An 18037-nucleotide genomic window follows, 5' to 3' on the forward strand; every position below is an offset into this window, starting at 1 on the left:
CACGATGTTGGCTCCGGCCATCGCATAGGCTGCGACATTTCCGGCATGGATGCCGCCGGCGGCGGCAATGACTGGATACGACGATCGCTCCGCCGCCATGATCGCCATTCGTGCAACCAGCGAGGCGATTTCGGCCGGCGTGAATTTCTCGGCCTGGATCACGTCGAAGCCGACACTCGCCGCGACGATCGCCTCCTGCAGCGTATTCACTTCGATCACCAGCTTCTTTTCCGGCGCGGCGCGGCGCAGCCGAGCGACGGACTCCGCGAGCATTTCCTCGCCGAGAAAAGCGCGATGCTCCGGGAAGACCAGCACCGTCTCGGACAATCCGAGACGATGCATCACCGCGCCGCCCGCCTTCACTGCCGCGACCGCAAAACGCTTGGTGCCGGGAACGTTCTTGCGCGTGCAGGCGACCGCGATATTGGGCGCAACCTCACTCGCGGCATCGACGATGGCGCGGGCATCGGTTGCGACCCCGGACCAGATCTCGATCAAGGTCTGCGCCACCTTCCAGCTGCGCAGCAGCGCCGACGCCGGACCATGCGCGGTCAGGATCGGCCCAGGAAACGGACAGAGCACTTTGTTCTCCAGCGCCGATCCAGTCCGGATCGCCGTCAAGGGATCGGCGTTGCGCGTATCGACAGCCGAGGCCGCGCCGCGATCGTTCGCAACGCGCCACTCGTCGATTTTTCGACATGGCAGGATTTGCACGATCCGGGCCAATCCGCACGAATCGGATTTTCGCCGGTCGCGCTGCCGGATCGCTGCAAGTGCGAAGGCAATTTAGGTACTGAAACGGTCGCATGTCTCCGACACGGCTCGTTATATTCATTACAAAGTGCAAGGATCAACCGGCGAGAACCGAGCTTGATGATGCGAGGATACCAGCGTGGATCTGGCGTGCGACGATCGCTCTACTAAGACCGGTCATTTCGCAAAATTCTGCGATCGAATATGTTGCCCGCGTCAACGGTACGATACGTCTTTCACGTGGCCGGCGTGTTTTGGAGAGCATCTGGCGCTCACCTGATCCAGAATAATGCCGCCAACCTTATTGTCTGTAACGGCAATATTCGTCGCCGTTGTCGTATTCGACGCAGATTTTAACGCGATGCCGGGGGTGGACTTCATCGGAATAACCCCTGTTGTCCCCATCCCGGTCCGCATAATCGTCGTCTCGATTTCCCCGATCGCTGTAACGTCCGCGATCCATGTCGCGATCGCGGCCAGTCTCTCGGTCGCGATGCATTCTCCAGTTGGAGCCCATTCCACGGTCATCGCGGCCCATACGGTCGCTGTCGTCACGGCGCATCATTCGATCATGCCCCATGGCTCGATCATCGTCTTTCGATCGATCACGGTCGGTTCGCTGATCCCGCTGTTGCTGAGAATTCTGATCAGGTTGTGCGGGAATGGTTTGTGGGGCTCCCGCCGACGGCTTTGGTTCGCCTTGGTCTTGAGCGAATGAGGAGTTGAGGCTGGATGAAGCGGCGAGCAACATAGTGGCAAGCAAAAGAGCGCGCATGGATATCCCCCATTGGCATCGTTGCGGCTATCTTCTGACGATCACCGAAAGAATGCCGGTGCGGCTGCGGCAACGGAGCTACGGTGCTCCCGCGAAGTCTTCAGTCCGTGGTCAATTTCGACCACTTTGAGATTAAATGAATTGGCGACCGGCCCCGCTAGGCTGGAACCATTGCCGTTTCCCACCTGATACTAGGCGCGGGCCGCCTGCTACCTCAGATTGCTTTTGTTGGCGAACTGTGAACCAGCCCACAGCGGCCTCCGGCTGCCTGCCCTAGTTTGCTCAAACCGAATTACTTTGAGCAGTACAGGAGAAGGCCATGAAAGCACTCAGAATTACTTGCCTGACTCTTGGAGTTGTCGCGTCGATTGTCCTTGTCGGGCCTTCCGCACATGCCAAGTCCAAGAGTATGGGCGTCAAGATGAGCACGGTGAGTAGCTATCAAATCGGCGCCGGTCCCGGAATCCATTGCCATGGAACATGCACTGCGAGCGGCAAGACTCATGACTATGACTGTCCGGGCGACAACAGCGGCGGCATCCCGGTTTGCCACCTCGCCTGCAATGCGCGCCCGCCGCAGCCGGTGGAGGATTGCCTGTTCAAGTAATCCAGCAATCGCGCAATAGCGCCTTTGCACTAAACCCGCACCGGTTGGCGGGTTTTCTTTTAACCTTCGAACTGCCGCAATCTCGTGACCGCCGGCTACGCGACCTTCCGCTTTTCCATGACTTGCCGGAAATTCGTTGCCAGCTCGCCATAATAATTGGCAAGCACCTCGAAGAAGGTCCGCTGGGGCCCTTCGGCGGCTTGCCTGGCCCACTCCACGCACTGGGCGGCCTTGGTCTCGTACTTCTCGACTTTGGTTTGAAGATCCGTCCCCACGGCACTACTCCACGCAACACACAACCCAAGATCGTAATTTTGCATGCACCCGGTTCGAAAAGATGGCGACGCCAAGGAAATTTCGCAGCGCCGGAAAAAATATGCGCCGTGATCCGCGGCTGCGACCGCCTCACCCCCGTCAAGAGGTATCGAAGCGCGAACCGCCGCGCTTCGATCTGCATGATCCAGTCGGTCGCAGGCGCGACCGGCGCATCCTGTCCCGACCGGATACCCTTCCGTGCCGGCGATCGCGCGCCCGGCGCTTACGGCTTCTTCAGGCAAAGGCCGATGGTCGGCGGTGTCCCGCATTTCGCGCCATCCGGCGCACCGCCGGCGGGGCAGAACACCGACACCAGCGTCTCGTCGGCATCACAACTGACCGCACCATCCGCCTGCACCGATCGAATGACGGAAGCGCCCGCCGGTCCAGGGTCACCTTTGTCACCCTTCGACCCCGGCGCGCCCTGCGGCCCCTGCGGTCCCTGAGGACCCGCCTGTCCCTGCGCCCCAGGGACGCCCTGCACGCCCTGCGCGCCCTGCGGTCCGGCCGGGCCTTGCGCCCCGGCGTCGCCTTTCGGGCCCGCGGGCCCCGGTTCCTTTCCGCAGGCTGCTAGTGACAAGGCGAGACCGACCACAACAGCCACCGCTATCCTTTTCATTTTCGCTCCCTCTCCGCCCAAGAATTCCTACCCGTCGGCATTAAAGGGACGAAGCGACAGGCTCGCAACAGAAAACCCGCCCCGTGAACCAGCGGGCTCTTGCACGGCCGAAAGTGCGCGCCCGCGCGCTTTGGCTTTCAGGGTGGTTTCGATTCAGTAACACGCGCGCGGATCGGCCTGCACGTACTGCCCGGACGGGTAGCGATAGTAACAATTGCCCTGAGACAGGTAATAGCCGGGCCGTGACGCGGCCTGTGCGCCGATGATCGCACCGGTCGCGCCGCCCGCGATCGCACCGGCAGCGGCACCGCTCGCGTGTCCCGTCAGAAGGCCACCGAGCAGCCCGCCGACAATGGCGCCGCCGACCGCGCTAGCGCCTGGATCAGGCGCGGGTTCCGGCGGCGGCGGTGCATAGGCACCGGGAGGCGGCGGGGCGTAACCATCGGCGACGGGCGGCCCGTAGGGGCCGCCGATATCGTCCGCATAGTCCTCCGAGATGTAGGTGGGCGGACCTTCCATCGGCTGCGGGTAGTAATACCAGACGCCGCCGACATCCCACCACCAGCCGTCACGTCCGTTGTGACTTTCGTGATGCCAGCGTCCGCCCTCCCAGGCGAGGCGGCCGCGATAGGCGTGTCCGCCGAAATTGCGCGCCGGCAAGGCGCTGTGGGCAGGGCGCGCATCTGGTGGCCCGCGATGGATATCCTGCGGCCCCCGGCCGGCCACGGGCCCGGGTGCATGTCCGGGAACCGGTTTGGACGCTTGCGCTGCGCCTCCCGCCGGTGGCTTGGAGCCCTGAACCGCTCCCTTGTTCACAGGATGTTGCGCGGGTTCTTCGGCGTGGGCTGAAAGCGCGAAAACCGCCAGGGCGGCAACCAGAGGAAGAATAATCCTGGATCGGTTGAATGCGTTCATGTTCGCACACCCCATTGTTCGTCAAGCCGCGGCGCTCAGGAGCACGGGCTATATCTGCGCTGATTCACGCCACCGACGCTATTGCTGATGAGCCGCTCGCCATTTGTCTCGTTACAAATCAGTAAAGATCGAGCCAATTTGTGTTCCCGCTTGGGCAGCCCTGACGATCATTGCAGGCTTGTCTCGGGAGACGCCCCTCAATGCCGGTGGTGATGTCGCGACTGGTGTCCGCGATGGGCGGGTGATTGCACGTCCGGCGGTGACACCTGCTGCCGCGATTCCTGAAGCCGCCGCTGATAGCCGGGCGAATTCATGATATTTGCGGCGCCGCCGCGGGCAAAGCCCGGCGCGCTTGAACCCACGATGGCAGTCGCGATCGCCGCGGCCGTGAGACACGATTTCAGAAATTTCTTCATGTTGAATATCCTTGTCTGGCGTCATCCTGTCGCAGGTAACTGCCGAAAACCAGCGTTATCAGGTCCGGCGATTCAGCTGAGTGATCGGCGTCACAGCCTTCCCCAAGCCCCCTACGCGAGCGAGACTGTGCCCGTTACACAATTCAAGCGCGGCAAATCCGTGATGCCCCGGGGCTTATTGCGCCGGAATGACGTTGCAGTTGGTGCGTCCCGACATCAGGCAATCCTGTATCTTGCTGGTCGCGGTTAGTTCGCGGGCGAGCCATAGCCCGACAGCCAGCAGCACCACCGCGATCGCGAGGCCCGCGATCGCGCCGCGCCGGGTGCCGCCTTGTTCGGGATCGGTCATCGACAGAAAAATCCGGAAACAATAATGTCATGCAGCGGATCGCCGCAGCTTATCGATATCACGATCGGGGCATCAAGGCTCGTCCGATCAGTTGACCACGAAGCGAGAACCAAGATTCCGCGGCTCCTCGTTCCAGCGACGGTCTCGAAAAGCGCACACAATTGGCCGCTGCTCGAACACAAGCGCGGCCGACAAGCTACTATCGATAGAACGCCTGCGCTTCAGGCGGTTGGCTGCGATATCGGCCGCCCCGGCCCATTATTGCCGCGCATCCGAACCAAAAAATTACCACTGACACACCCTCGCCGCCCCTATTTCGATGGCATCCCGGCGCGGGCGGATGTACACCGCTCCAAGTCACGCAGGCAGCGCTGTCCTGCCCTCATGTGGTTCGGCGGAAAGCCGGTCACCTCACAACGAACAAGAAAGCGACAAGGCGATTTCAATGAGTGGATTCAAGGAACCTAGCTTTGCGGACCGGCAGAAGGCGGCGCAACAGGCGAAGCAGAACATCCTGAGCAAATTCCGCAGCCAGCCGGGTCCCGACGATCCCGCCGTCAAGCAGCGGCAGGCCGAGCGCGAGGCGGTCGCGGCGGAGCGCGCCAAAGCCAAGCTGGCCCGCGAAGCCGCCAAGACCGAGCAGAAACAGCGCGAGGAAGAGGCAGCGGTTGCGGCCGCAGCCCAACTCGCGCGCGACAAGGAAGAGGCCGTGGCACGCGAAGCCGCGCTCGAGGCCGAACGCAAGGCCGCGCGCGATGCTCGCTATGCGGCGCGCAAAAAGAAGAAGAAATAGCCGACCGCTCCGGACGGCCCAAGCTTAAGTGATGAGAGATAGATGACGGCTGGTCACAGGCCCGCCGCGATCGGGCGAGCCTGTGCCGCAGACGAGCGTTCGGCTCAGTTCTTCTTCATCCCGTCGTCTTTCTTCATGCCGTCCTTCTTCATTCCGTCGTCTTTCTTCATCGAGTCCTTTGACATCGTGTCCTTCTTCATCGAATCCTTGGACATCGAGTCCTTCTTCATGCCGTCGTCCTTGCCCATCTTGTCCTGGGCGAAGGCGGCCGGCGCGAGCGCCAGGCTGAGCGAGAGCGCCGCGGCCGAAATTCCGAGCGCGATGCGGGTGCTGATGGTCATTGGTTGGTCTTCCCTTTGGAGCCGGTTGAAAGCGACGTATGCCGCTAAGTCCAAGACGGTCCCGCAGCCTCGTTTGTTACCCCGGCCTGAAAAATTTTAGGCAAGGCCGTCTGACATGTCCCTGGCCCTAGGCAATGAACCCCGCCAAAAGCTCCATTCGGTCTTTTTTCCGTCGAATCTCTCGGCAAGTGTGCGCCGCAGCAAGGAAGCAAGACTTTCTTAACGCTCCGCTTCCCTAACGCTCCGCCTCCAACTATCAAACTAGAGAAACTTCGGGCGAATACAGGCTAATATGCCGGCAACGCGCCCGAACCATTCCAACCGATATTCGCTCAGGGGACTTCCATGCTCACACGTCGCCACGTTCTCGCATCCACGCTTGCCGCGCCCGCCATCCTGCGCTTCGGCACCGGCACGGCCCACGCCGCGACCACGCTGAAAATCTCGCACCAGTTTCCCGGCGGCACCGTCGACAAGGGTGACTTCCGCGACCGGCTGTGCCGGATGTTCGCCGCCGAGGTGGCAAAGCGGAGCGGCGGCGAGATTGCAGCCGAGATCTACCCCAACTCTTCGCTGATCAAGACCAACGCGCAATTCTCGGCGATGCGCAAAGGCGCGCTCGATATCAGCCTCTATCCGATGCCCTATGCCGGCGGCGAACTGCCGGAGACCAATATCGGCCTGATGCCCGGCCTGGTCGCGACCTACGACCAGGGCCTGGCCTGGAAGAAGAATCCGATCGGCAAGGCGCTGACGGATTTCCTCGCCGACAAGGGCATCATCCTCTTGACCTGGGTCTGGCAGGCCGGCGGCGTCGCCAGCCGCTCGAAGCCGATCGTCGCGCCGGAAGACGCCAAGGGCATGAAGGTCCGCGGCGGCTCGCGCGAAATGGACATGGTGCTGCAGACCGCCGGCGCGTCCGTGCTGTCGGTGCCCTCGAACGAAATCTACGCGGCGATGCAGACCGGCGCCTGTGACGCCGGCATCACCTCCTCCACCAGCCTGATTTCGTTCCGGCTCGAGGAAGTCTCGAAGGCGTTGACCTCGGGCGCCGGCGCCTCCTACTGGTTCATGCTGGAACCGCTGATGATGTCGAAGTCGATTTTCGACGGCCTGCCGAAGAAGCATCAGGACATCATTCTCGCGGTCGGCTCCGAGCTCGAAGCCTTCGGCAAGAAGGGCGCGCAGGACGACGATATCGAAGTGGCCAAGGTCTATGAAAAGGCCGGCTGCAAGATCGCCAAGCTCGATATCGCGACCGTCGGCAAATGGCGCGACATTGCGCGCGATACCGCGTGGAAGGACTACGGCGCCAAGACCGCCACCGCGGCCAGCCTGTTGAAGCTTGCGTCCGATGTCGCCGCATGATGCATGGTCCGGTCGGGGATCAGCCGGACCGTTCGAAGGCCGCTGCGGGCAACCCGCTCGTGGCGGCGGTCGAGCGCGGGCTTGACGTCTGCAACATCATCATCGTCGCCTTCGCGGCGCTGGCGCTGATCGCAGCCTGCGGTATCCTCAGCTATAGCGTGCTGAGCCGCGCGCTGTTCCACAGCGCCAATTACTGGCAGGACGAGGCGGCAGTGTTTCTTCTGGTTGGCGCCACCTTCATGACGGCGGCTTACGTGCAGGGACAGCGCGGCCATATCGGCATCGAGGCCTTCGTGGGCCTGTTGTCGCCGATGGCCAACCGGATCAGGCTGTGGCTGGTCGACGTCGCAAGCTTCCTGTTCTGCACCTTCTTCGCCTGGAAATCCTGGACGCTCACGCATGAAGCCTGGGCCGACGGCCAGGTCTCGAATTCGATGTGGTCGCCGCCGCTCGCCATCCCCTACGGCCTGATGGCAATCGGCATGACGCTGTTGTGCGTGCAGATCCTGCTGCAGATCGTCGTTCCCCTGATCGGTACGGCGCGCCGATGACCGTGGTCGGAATCGGCATCAGTTACGGGCTCGCCACCCTGGTCGCGATGTTCTCGGGTATGCCGATCGCGTTCGCGCTGGGCGCGGTCGCGGTGTTGTTCATGGGCATCTACATGCCCGCGGCCTCGCTGGATACCGTGACCCAGAACGTCTATGAGGAAATGGCCTCGATCACGCTGTTGTCGATCCCGCTCTTCATCCTCAAGGGGGCCGCGATCGGCAAATCGCGGGCGGGACAGGATCTGTATTCGGCGCTGCACGCCTGGCTGCATCGTGTGCCCGGCGGGCTCGGCGTCGCCAACGTATTCGCGTGCGCGCTGTTCGCGGCGATGGCCGGCTCCTCGCCCGCCACATGCTCGGCGATCGGATCGGCCGGCATCCCCGAGATGCGCAAGCGCGGCTATTCCGGCGGGTTCGCCGCCGGAATCATCGCCGCCGGCGGCACGCTCGGCATCCTGCTCCCACCGTCGATCACCATGATCCTGTTCGCGGTCGCCGCGGAAAAATCCTTAGGCCGCCTGTTCCTCGCGGGCATCGGACCCGGGCTGCTGCTGGTCACGCTGTTCGGTATCTACGCGGTGATCCGCTTCCGGAAAGAATATGCCGCCGCCAGCGCGCTCTACGCCAAGACTGGCGCTGCCTCGGCGATCCTGCAGCGCGACGAGTTCACCATGGCCGAGCGCTTCAGCGTGCTGCCGCGGGTGCTGCCGTTCGTGCTGCTGCTGACCGGCGTGATGATCGCGCTCTACGGCGGCTTTGCCACACCTTCGGAAACCGCCGGCCTCGGCGGGCTCCTGGCGCTGGTGCTGATCGCGCTGATCTACAGCGTGTGGCGGCCTTCGGATCTGGCGCCGATCCTGAAATCGACTATCCGCGAATCCACCATGCTGATGATGATCATCGGCATGTCGCTGCTCTATTCCTACGTGATGAGCTATCTGCACATCTCGCAGTCGGTCGCGGAAGGGATCGTGGCCATGCAGCTGCCGCGCTGGGAATTGCTGGCGGCGATCCTGGTCATGGTGGTCGTGCTCGGCTTCTTCCTGCCGCCGGTGTCGATCATCCTGATGACCGCGCCGATCATCCTGCCGCCGCTGCGCGCGGCCAATTTCGACATCATCTGGTTCGGCATCATCATGACCATCGTCATGGAGATGGGGCTTATTCACCCGCCGGTCGGCCTGAATATCTTCGTTATCCGCAACGTCGCGCCGGATATTCCCCTGAGCGAGGTGATCTGGGGCACGCTGCCTTTCGTGCTCCTGATGATGCTGGCGGTGGTGGTATTGTGCTTCGTTCCCGGGATTTCCACGGCCTTGCCCGATCTGGTGATGGGGCCGGACGGGGGACGGTGAGTTTCGCGCACCTCATCTGCAGACACGGGTCATCCTCGGGACCCGCCGTGCCGCTCAAGCAGCCGTAGGATCTCCTTTTGCTGGGCTTTGGCCTCCGGCGAGCCGGTGCCCCCGCGACCGGTATTCCGTGTTGCGAGTTGCATCGGAGTCGAACCGTTCTTGTTCTTGCATCGGACATCGGCGCCACCGTCGAGAAGGACCCTTACCGCCGCGGCGCAACGCGTGCGTACGGCACGGTGCAACGGACTCACTCCGCTTTCGTCGATGGCATTTGGATCGGCACCCGTTTCGAGCAGTACGATGATCGTCTCCGCCTGTGCTTCGGGATTCCATCTGTGCGACGCCGGATTGCCGTCGACCGCGTAGTGAATCGGCTCAGCGCCACGGCGATTCCTCGCGTGAACATTTGCCCCCGCCGCAATCAGCTCTCGCGCAATCTCGTGCCGGTAGGCAGCGGCCGCAACGTGCAGTGCGGTGTCTCCCCGATACACGTAGTGACCGATTTCATCGAGAAAGTACTCTTTGGCTTCCTGGCGCGTCGCTCCCTGCCCGAGGCAGACGCGCGCCAAATCCGGCGACGCTGCAAGCAGTTGGGAAGCAGTCCCGACATCGCCGGCAGCGACGGCCCGCGCAAATCCCATCAGCGCTTGGTCATGCGGGCCGCTGGAGTGTGTCATGACTGGCGCCTTGCTTGGCGTTGAGCGCAGCCGCCACACGGCTTACGGGCGGCCTCCCGATCAACCGGCTGACCACGTTGGTCGCCGCCAGCAGTTTTGCCATATCAACCCCGGTCGTGATCCCCATGCCCTCCAGCATGTAGACCACGTCCTCGGTCGCGACATTGCCGGTGGCGCCGGGCGCGTAGGGGCAGCCGCCGAGACCGCCGGCGGCGGAATCGATCACGCGGACGCCCTCCTCCATCCCGGCATAGAGATTGGCCAGCGCCTGGCCGTAGGTGTCGTGAAAATGCATCGCCAGGCCGGCGATCGGCACGGTCCCGGCCACCGCGCGCAACAGAGCCTTCGCTTTCAGCGGCGTGCCGACGCCGATGGTGTCGCCAAGCGAGATTTCGTAGCAGCCGAGCTCCCACAGCATGTCGGCGACATTCACTACAGCGGATGGCTTCACCTCACCGTCGAAGGGACATCCGAGCACGCAGGAAATATAGCCGCGCACCTTGACGCCATCGGCCCCGGCGCGCGCCACGACCGGCCTGAAGCGTTCGATGGATTCCGCGACGGAGCAGTTGATATTGGCGCGGGAAAAGCCTTCCGACGCCGAGGCAAACACCGCTATCACCTTGGCGCCGGCGGCGCGTGCGGCCTCGTAGCCCTTTTCGTTGGGAACCAGCACATGGAATTCGCTGTCGGGGTGGTGATCGACGCCGCGCAGCACCTGGTCCGAATTCACCATCTGCGGGATCGCCTTCGGCGACACGAAGGCCCCGACCTCGACGGTATGCAGCCCTGCAGCTACCAGCGCCTCGATGAAGGCAATGCGATCGGCGACGCCGATCGGCGTCTTTTCGTTCTGTAAGCCGTCGCGCGGACCGACTTCGACGATGCGGACGCTTTCGCTCATGCTGATCTCATGCGGCTACGGGTTCGACCTCGGCCAGTTCGACGCCTTCGCCGACGATATCGCCGACCTTGCATTTGATGGCCTTCAGCACGCCGGCAAACGGCGCGCGCAGGGTCTGTTCCATTTTCATCACTTCCAGCGTCAGGATCGGCGCGCCCTTCTCCAGCGTCGCGCCGACTTCGGCCAATAGCGCCACCACGGTGCCGGGCAGCGGCGCCACGATCTTGTCCTCGCCGACCTGTTCCTCGGTCTCGCCGCCGAACGGATCGACCCAATGCAGATCGAAGCGGCCATTGCGGGTCCGCAAGTAAAGCTCATGGCCCTCGATAACCGAGACGACATGGGATTTCATGCCGTCGAGCCTGAGATCGAAGCCGCCGTCGTCGCTGGGCGAGGATGCAAAGCCAAATTCGCGATCACCGATCGACAGTTTCGCGGGCCCGCTGCCATAGGCCAGGCCGACCTTCTGTTCAGTGCCCTGCCCGGGACGGAAGGTGAAGAGCCGCTGCCGCCGGCCCACCGGCATCCAGCCTGATGTCAGCCACGGCGAATGCGCCCCGCGCCGCGCGGGTTCTGCCTCCTCGCCGAGGATGGCCGCTACCGCCGCACACAGTTCGAGATCGCCGGGCGCCGCAGGCGCGGGTGTCAGGTTGGTCAATTCGCGTTCAATGAAGCTGGTATCGATGGCGTTGGCGCGGACGTCCGAATGAGTCACCAGCGCCGACAGGAACGGAATATTGGTGACGATGCCGCGGACATCGGCTTCCTTGAGCCCGCGATTGAGCCGCGCGATCGCCTCGTCCCGGGTCGGCGCCCACGCGATCACCTTGGCCAGCATGGCGTCGTAATGCGGCGAGACCGCATCGCCCTCGCGGTACCCGGCATCGATGCGCAGGCCGTCCAGGGCTTCCGGCATGCGCCAGGTCCGGATCCTGCCGACCGACGGCATGAAATTCTTGTGCGGATTTTCAGCGTAGACCCGCGCCTCGATGGCGTGGCCGTTGAGTTTGATCTCATCCTGCTTGAGCGGCAGCTTTTCGCCGAAGGCGACCCGCAACTGCCATTCCACGAGGTCGATACCCGTGATCAATTCGGTCACGGGATGCTCGACCTGCAGCCGCGTGTTCATCTCGATGAAGAACACGTCCTTGCCGTCGGAGACGAATTCGATGGTGCCGGCGCCGACATAATCGACCGCGGCGGCCGCCTTGCGCGCGGCGGCGCAGACCGTCTCGCGCTGCTTCGCGTCAAGCGTCGGCGACGGGGCCTCCTCGATCACCTTCTGATGGCGCCGCTGCAAAGTGCATTCGCGCTCGAACAGCGACAACAGATTGCCGTGACTGTCGCCGACCACCTGCACCTCGATGTGGCGCGGGTTCTGCACGAATTTTTCGATCAGCATGCGATCGTCGCCGAAAGCGGCCTTGGCCTCGCGCTTGGCGCTTGTGATCGCGGCGGCAAGCTCCCCGGCCGAACGCACGATGCGCATGCCGCGCCCGCCGCCGCCGGCCGACGCCTTGACCAGAACCGGAAACCCGATCTTGTCGGCGGCCTTCGATAGCGTCGCCTCGTCCTGGGCTTCGCCGTGAAAACCCGGCACCAGCGGCACCCCGGCCTGCTCCATCAGCATCTTCGAGCCCGACTTCGAGCCCATCATCCGGATCATGGCGGCGGTCGGGCCGACGAACACCAGGCCCGCATCGAGGCAGGCCTGCGCGAATTCGGCGCTCTCCGACAAGAAGCCGTAGCCGGGATGAACCGCCTCGGCGCCAGTCTTTCGCGCCGCCTCGATCACGCGTTCGATGTTGAGATAGCTGTCGCGCGCCCGCGCCGGCCCGAGCAGCACCGCCTCATCGGCCATCGCGACATGCATGGCGTCGCAGTCGGCTTCGGAATAGACCGCGACCGTGCGCAAGCCCATCGCGCGCGCGGTGCGGATGACACGGCAGGCGATCTCGCCGCGGTTGGCGATCAGGAGGGTGCGAAACCGCCGGTAGAGTTTTGCGCGATCCATCGTCACATCCTGAACAGGCCGAATTTCGTGGGCTCGATCGGCGCATTCGAGGCCGCCGACAATCCGAGGCCAAGCACCAGCCTGGTATCGGCGGGATCGATCACACCGTCGTCCCACAGCCGCGCGGTGGCGTAATAGGGACTGCCCTGGCTCTCATACTGGGCGCGGATCGGCGCGCGGAATTTCTCTTCCTCCTCCGCCGACCAGGTCTCGCCCTTGGCCTCGATATTGTCGCGGCGGACCTGGCTCAGCACCATGGAAGCCTGTTCGCCGCCCATCACGGAAATCCGCGCGTTCGGCCACATCCAGAGGAAGCGCGGGCTATAGGCGCGCCCGCACATGCCGTAATTGCCGGCGCCGTAGGAGCCGCCGATCACGACGGTGAATTTCGGCACGCCTGCGGTCGCGACCGCCGTCACCAGCTTGGCCCCATCGCGCGCGATGCCGCCGGCCTCGTATTTCTTGCCGACCATGAAACCCGTGATGTTCTGCAGGAACACCAGCGGGATCTGGCGTTGGCAGCACAATTCGATGAAATGGGCGCCCTTCAGCGAGCTCTCGCTGAACAGGATGCCGTTATTGGCGATGATGCCGACCGGATAGCCCCAGATATGCGCGAAACCGCAGATCAGCGTCTGGCCGTATAGTTTCTTGAATTCGTCGAACTCGGACCCGTCGACAAGGCGCGCGATGATGTCATGGACGTCGAACGGTTTACGGCCGTCGGCGGAGACCACGCCGTAGATCTCTTCCGGCGCAAACAGCGGCTCGCGCGGCTCGCGCATGTTCAACCCGACGCGCGCGGGCTGCTTCAGTGTGGCGACGATGCGCCGCGCGATGCCGATCGCGTGGCTGTCGTTCTGGGCATAGTGATCGGTAACACCGGATTGCCTGGAATGCACGTCGGCGCCGCCGAGTTCTTCCGCCGTCACCACTTCCCCGGTCGCCGCCTTCACCAGCGGCGGCCCGCCGAGAAAGATCGTGCCCTGGTTGCGCACGATGATGCTCTCGTCCGACATCGCCGGAACATAGGCGCCGCCGGCGGTGCAGGAGCCCATCACAATGGCAATCTGCGGAATGCCCTGCGCCGACATCTGCGCCTGATTGTAGAAGATGCGGCCGAAATGCCGCTCGTCCGGAAAGATCTCGTCCTGCTGCGGCAGGAAGGCCCCGCCGGAATCGACCATGTAGACGCAGGGCAGATTGTTCTGCCGCGCGATATCCTGGGCGCGAAGATGCTTCTTCACGGTCATCGGATAATAGGTGCCACCCTTGATGGTCGCGTCGTTGGCGACGATGACGCATTCGCGCCCCGAGATCCGCCCCACCCCGGTGATGACGCTGGCGGAATGCACGTCGCCGCCATAGAGGCCGTTGGCCGCCAGCGGCGACAGTTCGAGAAACGCCGTTCCCGGATCGATCAGAAGGTCGACGCGCTGGCGCGCCAGCATCTTGCCGCGCGAGGTGTGCCGGATACGCGAGGTCTCGCCGCCGCCACCGGCGACCTGCTCGAGCTTTTGGCGGAGCTCCGCGACCAGCGCGCGCATGGCTTCCGCGTTGCGGGCAAAATCGGATGAAGTGGGATCGATGGTGGAATGAAGCGGCATGGCCTTCTGCTGTTGATTGTGCGCCGCATTTTGCGCATGGGGGCGGACGCCATGGTGTCATTGCGCCGCCGCCTTAGGCAATAAAGAACTTGGCCATCAAGGAAATTGGGCAGCCCGGAACTTGCGGTTCTTTGGAGGAAGCTGGCATCGGGCGCTTGGGATGGCCCCCTAATGGGTCCAGGGCTCGCTGCGCCGGAACGCGAAATTGTCGGCATAGGCGGCCTGCCGGCGGGCCGGCGCCTTGGGTTCGATGACCTGGTAGGCAATACCCTTGCCTTCGCAATAGGCCACCGCCTCCTCCTTGGTGTGGAAGCGGATGGTGAGCTGCTGCTTCATGTCGGCGGAAGAAGTCCAGCCCATCAGGGGTTCAATCGCGCGGGGCTGCTCGGGTTCGTAATCAAGCTGCCATTCCTTGGTCTTGGCGGTCCCCGATTGCATCGCGTTTTTGGCGGGCTTAAAGATGCGTGCGGTCATGGATGATCAGGCCCCGTGAGATTGCGGCATGGAAGCGCGTGGTGGAAACGGCCGGGATAGTATAGAGACACCTTTCAGGATTTTGATCGGTGATTCCCATCCCAGATGTTACCTTTTCCGGACCGGTATAGTCATTATGCTGCGGTGTGACAATCTTTGCCGCATGCACGGCTGATACCCCTGTCCTGCCGCCCGATCCCTCTCGAAACTATCAGTCCCAAACGGCCCCCATGAAAATCAACGCAACCCTCCCCGAAAAAGGCCGCGACCTCCGCCTCGACCTGTTTCGCGGGGTGGCGAACTGGGCGATCTTTCTGGACCACATCCCCGACAACGTCGTGAACTGGATCACCACCCGGAATTACGGCTTCAGCGACGCCGCCGACCTGTTCGTCTTCATCTCCGGCTACACCGCATCCTTCGTCTACGCCCGGATGATGCTGGATCGCGGTTTCATCGTCGGCGCCACCCGCCTGACCAAGCGGGTCTGGCAGCTCTACGTCGCCCATATCATTCTGTTCGTCATCTACATCGCCTCGATCAGCTATCTGGCACTGCGGTTCGGCGATTCCGAGATCATCAACGAGTTCAACGTCGCAGGCCTGGTCGACAATGCGACCGAGACGCTGCGCCAGGGCCTGCTCCTCAAGTTCAAGCCGGTCAATCTCGACGTGCTTCCGCTCTATATCGTCCTGATGGGGCTGTTCCCTCCGGTCCTTTGGATCATGCTGCGCCAGCCCAACTGGACCATGCTGGCGTCCATCGTGCTGTGGCTGGCCGCCCGGCAATTCGACTGGAATTTCAAGGCCTATCCCGCCGGGACCTGGTACTTCAACCCGTATTGCTGGCAGGTGCTGTTCGTGTTCGGCTCGTGGTGCGCGCTTGGCGGCGCCGGAAAGTCGATGGCAATCATCAATGCGCGCGCCACGCTCTGGTTTTGCATCGCCTATCTCATCCTTGGCCTTGTCATGACCATGGCCGGCAAATTTCCGGATGTTGGGGCGATGTTCCCGCACTGGCTCTATTCAACCTTCAACCCCAACGACAAGACCAATCTCGCGCCCTATCGCTTCATCCATTTCGTTGTCATCGTGATCATGGTGATCCGCTTCGTGCCCAAGGAATGGCCGGGGCTGGAATGGAGGGTGTTCGATCCCTTGATCGTCTGCGGTCAGCAGTCGCTCGCGGTGTTCTGCGTCGGCGTCTTCCTGTCTTTTGTCGGACATTTCGAATTGATGATGAGCTCGGGCTCGCTGTTTGCGCAGATCTTCGTCAGCGTGACCGGCATCGCGATCATGACCATCGTCGCCTACTACATCTCCTGGTCGAAACGGCAGGACAAGCCGCTGAAGGCAGCCCCGGCGAAGGCCGGCTAGTTCCGGCCTGACCAGGCGTCGGTCGGACCGTTGGTTTCACGCCGGCCGCGCGCTTGTCATGACCATGGCGGCAACGTCGCTGTACACCCCAACCAGCGGCCCGACGATCCGGTGCAGCGCGTTTTTCGAGACCAGCGTATCGTGCAGGACCAAATGGTCTATTCCCGTGGTCAGGAAGCATACCACGGCATCGTCAGGCGTCTCCACGATCGGCTCGCCCTTCACGTTGAAGGAGGTGTTGATCAGGACGGGAACGCCGGTCAGCGCCTCGAACTCCCGGAGCAGCCGATACAGCATCGGATTGACGGCTTCCTTCACGGTCTGAACGCGTGCGGTGCCGTCGACATGGACAACGGCCGGAATCCTGTCGCGCCATTCGGGGCGGACGGACTTGGCGATCAGCATGAAGGGCGAATCCTCCTCGCCTTCGAAGATCTCCAGTGCCCGCTCCGCCAGCACGATCGGCGCGAACGGGCGGAATGCCTGGCGGTGCTTGACGCGGCGGTTCAGAATATCCTTCATTTCGGCTTTGCGCGGATCGGCCAGCAGGCTGCGGTTGCCGAGCGCGCGCGGTCCGAATTCGGACGCCCCCTGAAACCAGCCGATCACGGCCTGCCCGGCCAGCAGTCTTGCGGTGTCGCGGCAGATATTTTCGCTTCGCATGGCTTTGGCCTGAACGCGAACCAGAAACCGCGACGTGGCGCTTTCGATATCCTGATCGCTGTAACGTCGGCCGACATAGGAATGGTCCATGACGAAGGAGCGGCGTTGCTTCAGTATCTCCAGGTAGCCGTAATAGGCGCAGCCGATCGCGATGCCGTCGTCGCCGGCCGCAGGCTGAATCCAGACATTTTCGAATCCGGCCTCCCGCGCGATACGTCCATTGGCGACGCAGTTCAGCGCGACGCCGCCAGCCATGCATAGATTTCCGGCGCCGGTGGTTTCGCGCAGCCAGCGGGCTCGGGCCAGCAGCACGTTTTCGGTGTCGTCTTGCACCCGCCAGGCGAGATCTTCCCAATGCGACATCGCAGGGCTTGCTTCCCAGCCGCCGCGATCCATCACGAAGGGCTGCCTGAAGTCGCTCGTCCAGCGCGGCACCCGCAAGCTGCCGTCGGCGAGTTCGAGCAGATGTTTGATCTGATCGCGGCGGCCGTAGGGCGCGAGCCCCATCAGCTCGCCGCATCTATTCCAGTTGCCGAAAATATAGGTCGAGGCCCGGCTGTAGAGCGCGCCAAGTCCCGGCATGTTGTAGAATTCGTCGCTCAGGAAACCGCGGTCGGGCTCCATCCAGACTTTCTTCAGGCATTCGATTTTCGAGCCGGAGAATTTGTAATAGCTCTCGGATTCGCGCGCGAGCGCGGTCGCGGTATCGCCGGGCGGACAGGGTTCGAGCACATCGGAGCGATAACTGCCCACGCCGTCGACAATCATCACCACGCCTTCCTCGAACGGCGACACGGCGAAGGCGCTGTAGGCGTGCGCCAGATGGTGCGAGACCGACACCACCTTGTCGGAACGCGATAGATACAATGGGTGCTTGGCGGCCTCAGCCCGTTCATGGTCGGGAAGAAAGCCCGGCCGGTCCTGATAGACCAGCCGCTCTTCCATCTCGGTGACGGGGAGGATGTAGCAGTTGCGGACGATCAGATCGACGTCACCGAGCGTGATGCCTTCGGCATCGAGGCAATAATCGATCACCTCCTTGTAGAAGCCGCTGGCGTGCTTCTCGCGTGTGATCCGCTCTTTTGCGATCGCGAATGCGATGGCGCCGTCGCGCAGCAGGCAGGCGCTCACGTCATGGTCGTAGGTATTGAGGCCGAGAACGTAG

At 63.0% G+C, this 18037-nt stretch carries 20 protein-coding genes; 7 read left to right on the plus strand and 13 right to left on the minus strand.

Going from position 1 to position 18037, the window contains the following annotated elements; all coding sequences use genetic code 11:
• The coding region (locus tag QZ213_RS09910; protein WP_291685889.1) for a ModD protein at positions 1 to 714 on the minus strand (714 nt) is incomplete at its 3' end.
• Positions 715 to 1042: 328 nt separating this feature from the next.
• Between QZ213_RS09910 and QZ213_RS09915 the strand changes: the two genes are divergently transcribed.
• Both QZ213_RS09915 and QZ213_RS09920 read left to right on the plus strand, forming a co-directional pair.
• Positions 1043 to 1471 (plus strand): hypothetical protein, encoded by a 429-nt coding sequence (locus QZ213_RS09915; RefSeq protein ID WP_291685890.1) that lies wholly within the window; start codon positions 1043 to 1045, stop codon positions 1469 to 1471.
• A gap of 376 nt (positions 1472 to 1847) precedes the next feature.
• Positions 1848 to 2135: a hypothetical protein gene (locus QZ213_RS09920; RefSeq protein WP_291685891.1), complete on the plus strand. Its 288-nt coding sequence runs from the start codon at positions 1848 to 1850 to the stop codon at positions 2133 to 2135.
• Positions 2136 to 2230: 95 nt separating this feature from the next.
• On the opposite strand, the gene QZ213_RS09925 is transcribed toward QZ213_RS09920, so the two are convergent.
• The 5 genes from QZ213_RS09925 to QZ213_RS09945 form a co-directional block, all read right to left on the minus strand.
• Positions 2231 to 2410, minus strand: coding sequence for a hypothetical protein (locus QZ213_RS09925; RefSeq protein ID WP_291685892.1), 180 nt, complete (start codon positions 2408 to 2410; stop codon positions 2231 to 2233).
• Between the two features lie 263 nt (positions 2411 to 2673).
• Positions 2674 to 3069, minus strand: a complete 396-nt coding sequence (locus QZ213_RS09930; protein WP_291685893.1) for a hypothetical protein — start codon at positions 3067 to 3069, stop codon at positions 2674 to 2676.
• Positions 3070 to 3222: 153 nt separating this feature from the next.
• The gene (locus QZ213_RS09935) at positions 3223 to 3984 is read right to left on the minus strand and encodes a hypothetical protein (RefSeq protein ID WP_291685894.1); all 762 of its coding nucleotides are present in this window, start codon (positions 3982 to 3984) and stop codon (positions 3223 to 3225) included.
• Positions 3985 to 4181: 197 nt separating this feature from the next.
• The gene (locus tag QZ213_RS09940) at positions 4182 to 4400 is read right to left on the minus strand and encodes a hypothetical protein (RefSeq protein ID WP_291685895.1); all 219 of its coding nucleotides are present in this window, start codon (positions 4398 to 4400) and stop codon (positions 4182 to 4184) included.
• 175 nt (positions 4401 to 4575) lie between these two features.
• Positions 4576 to 4749, minus strand: a complete 174-nt coding sequence (locus tag QZ213_RS09945; protein ID WP_291685896.1) for a hypothetical protein — start codon at positions 4747 to 4749, stop codon at positions 4576 to 4578.
• Between the two features lie 445 nt (positions 4750 to 5194).
• On the opposite strand from QZ213_RS09945, the gene QZ213_RS09950 reads away from it, so the two are divergent.
• Positions 5195 to 5542 (plus strand): DUF6481 family protein, encoded by a 348-nt coding sequence (locus tag QZ213_RS09950; protein ID WP_291685897.1) that lies wholly within the window; start codon positions 5195 to 5197, stop codon positions 5540 to 5542.
• A gap of 104 nt (positions 5543 to 5646) precedes the next feature.
• Here the strand turns inward: QZ213_RS09950 and QZ213_RS09955 are convergent, their stop codons facing one another.
• A complete protein-coding gene (locus QZ213_RS09955) occupies positions 5647 to 5883 on the minus strand; it encodes a pentapeptide MXKDX repeat protein (RefSeq protein WP_291685898.1) in 237 nt (78 codons plus the stop codon).
• 345 nt (positions 5884 to 6228) lie between these two features.
• Between QZ213_RS09955 and dctP the strand changes: the two genes are divergently transcribed.
• The 3 genes from dctP to QZ213_RS09970 are packed head-to-tail and all read left to right on the plus strand — an operon-like array spanning position 6229 to position 9157.
• On the plus strand, positions 6229 to 7251 hold the full coding sequence (gene dctP, locus QZ213_RS09960) for a TRAP transporter substrate-binding protein DctP (RefSeq protein WP_291685899.1): 1023 nt from the start codon (positions 6229 to 6231) through the stop codon (positions 7249 to 7251).
• Positions 7248 to 7802, plus strand: coding sequence for a TRAP transporter small permease (locus tag QZ213_RS09965; protein WP_291685900.1), 555 nt, complete (start codon positions 7248 to 7250; stop codon positions 7800 to 7802). Before dctP ends, QZ213_RS09965 begins: the two co-directional genes overlap by 4 nt.
• Positions 7799 to 9157: a TRAP transporter large permease gene (locus QZ213_RS09970; RefSeq protein WP_291685901.1), complete on the plus strand. Its 1359-nt coding sequence runs from the start codon at positions 7799 to 7801 to the stop codon at positions 9155 to 9157. The genes QZ213_RS09965 and QZ213_RS09970 overlap by 4 nt, the downstream gene beginning before the upstream one ends.
• Positions 9158 to 9186: 29 nt before the next feature.
• On the opposite strand, the gene QZ213_RS09975 is transcribed toward QZ213_RS09970, so the two are convergent.
• The 5 genes from QZ213_RS09975 to QZ213_RS09995 form a co-directional block, all read right to left on the minus strand.
• The gene (locus tag QZ213_RS09975) at positions 9187 to 9834 is read right to left on the minus strand and encodes an ankyrin repeat domain-containing protein (protein ID WP_291685902.1); all 648 of its coding nucleotides are present in this window, start codon (positions 9832 to 9834) and stop codon (positions 9187 to 9189) included.
• The gene (locus tag QZ213_RS09980) at positions 9809 to 10738 is read right to left on the minus strand and encodes a hydroxymethylglutaryl-CoA lyase (protein ID WP_291685903.1); all 930 of its coding nucleotides are present in this window, start codon (positions 10736 to 10738) and stop codon (positions 9809 to 9811) included. Before QZ213_RS09980 ends, QZ213_RS09975 begins: the two co-directional genes overlap by 26 nt.
• 7 nt (positions 10739 to 10745) lie before the next feature.
• Positions 10746 to 12752, minus strand: a complete 2007-nt coding sequence (locus QZ213_RS09985; protein WP_291685904.1) for an acetyl/propionyl/methylcrotonyl-CoA carboxylase subunit alpha — start codon at positions 12750 to 12752, stop codon at positions 10746 to 10748.
• A 2-nt stretch (positions 12753 to 12754) separates the two neighbouring features.
• Positions 12755 to 14359 carry a carboxyl transferase domain-containing protein gene (locus QZ213_RS09990; protein WP_291685905.1) on the minus strand — a complete coding sequence of 535 codons (1605 nt, stop codon included), beginning with the start codon at positions 14357 to 14359 and terminating at the stop codon, positions 12755 to 12757.
• A gap of 168 nt (positions 14360 to 14527) precedes the next feature.
• On the minus strand, positions 14528 to 14833 hold the full coding sequence (locus tag QZ213_RS09995; RefSeq protein ID WP_291685906.1) for an ETC complex I subunit: 306 nt from the start codon (positions 14831 to 14833) through the stop codon (positions 14528 to 14530).
• Between the two features lie 230 nt (positions 14834 to 15063).
• Here QZ213_RS09995 and QZ213_RS10000 point away from each other — a divergent pair, with 230 nt between their 5' ends.
• The gene (locus QZ213_RS10000; protein WP_291685907.1) at positions 15064 to 16209 is read left to right on the plus strand and encodes an OpgC domain-containing protein; all 1146 of its coding nucleotides are present in this window, start codon (positions 15064 to 15066) and stop codon (positions 16207 to 16209) included.
• Between the two features lie 36 nt (positions 16210 to 16245).
• Here the strand turns inward: QZ213_RS10000 and QZ213_RS10005 are convergent.
• Positions 16246 to 18037: carbamoyltransferase C-terminal domain-containing protein (locus QZ213_RS10005; protein ID WP_291685908.1), on the minus strand; the 1792-nt coding region annotated here is incomplete at its 5' end.

The sequence above is a fragment of the Bradyrhizobium sp. genome, from assembly GCF_017881085.1.
Lineage (GTDB): Bacteria > Pseudomonadota > Alphaproteobacteria > Rhizobiales > Xanthobacteraceae > Bradyrhizobium.

What these genes read in the sequence shown, in the direction of transcription:
- QZ213_RS09970 (WP_291685901.1), top strand. Translation starts at nt 7,799, where the DNA reads ATGACCGTGGTCGGAATCGGCATCAGTTACGGGCTCGCCACCCTGGTC.
- QZ213_RS09995 (WP_291685906.1), bottom strand. Translation starts at nt 14,833, where the DNA reads ATGACCGCACGCATCTTTAAGCCCGCCAAAAACGCGATGCAATCGGGG.
- QZ213_RS09935 (WP_291685894.1), bottom strand. Translation starts at nt 3,984, where the DNA reads ATGAACGCATTCAACCGATCCAGGATTATTCTTCCTCTGGTTGCCGCC.
- dctP (WP_291685899.1), top strand. Translation starts at nt 6,229, where the DNA reads ATGCTCACACGTCGCCACGTTCTCGCATCCACGCTTGCCGCGCCCGCC.
- QZ213_RS09940 (WP_291685895.1), bottom strand. Translation starts at nt 4,400, where the DNA reads ATGAAGAAATTTCTGAAATCGTGTCTCACGGCCGCGGCGATCGCGACT.
- QZ213_RS09985 (WP_291685904.1), bottom strand. Translation starts at nt 12,752, where the DNA reads ATGGATCGCGCAAAACTCTACCGGCGGTTTCGCACCCTCCTGATCGCC.
- QZ213_RS09915 (WP_291685890.1), top strand. Translation starts at nt 1,043, where the DNA reads ATGCCGCCAACCTTATTGTCTGTAACGGCAATATTCGTCGCCGTTGTC.
- QZ213_RS09980 (WP_291685903.1), bottom strand. Translation starts at nt 10,738, where the DNA reads ATGAGCGAAAGCGTCCGCATCGTCGAAGTCGGTCCGCGCGACGGCTTA.
- QZ213_RS09930 (WP_291685893.1), bottom strand. Translation starts at nt 3,069, where the DNA reads ATGAAAAGGATAGCGGTGGCTGTTGTGGTCGGTCTCGCCTTGTCACTA.
- QZ213_RS09975 (WP_291685902.1), bottom strand. Translation starts at nt 9,834, where the DNA reads ATGACACACTCCAGCGGCCCGCATGACCAAGCGCTGATGGGATTTGCG.
- QZ213_RS09965 (WP_291685900.1), top strand. Translation starts at nt 7,248, where the DNA reads ATGATGCATGGTCCGGTCGGGGATCAGCCGGACCGTTCGAAGGCCGCT.
- QZ213_RS09950 (WP_291685897.1), top strand. Translation starts at nt 5,195, where the DNA reads ATGAGTGGATTCAAGGAACCTAGCTTTGCGGACCGGCAGAAGGCGGCG.
- QZ213_RS09990 (WP_291685905.1), bottom strand. Translation starts at nt 14,359, where the DNA reads ATGCCGCTTCATTCCACCATCGATCCCACTTCATCCGATTTTGCCCGC.
- QZ213_RS09945 (WP_291685896.1), bottom strand. Translation starts at nt 4,749, where the DNA reads ATGACCGATCCCGAACAAGGCGGCACCCGGCGCGGCGCGATCGCGGGC.
- QZ213_RS10000 (WP_291685907.1), top strand. Translation starts at nt 15,064, where the DNA reads ATGAAAATCAACGCAACCCTCCCCGAAAAAGGCCGCGACCTCCGCCTC.
- QZ213_RS09955 (WP_291685898.1), bottom strand. Translation starts at nt 5,883, where the DNA reads ATGACCATCAGCACCCGCATCGCGCTCGGAATTTCGGCCGCGGCGCTC.
- QZ213_RS09920 (WP_291685891.1), top strand. Translation starts at nt 1,848, where the DNA reads ATGAAAGCACTCAGAATTACTTGCCTGACTCTTGGAGTTGTCGCGTCG.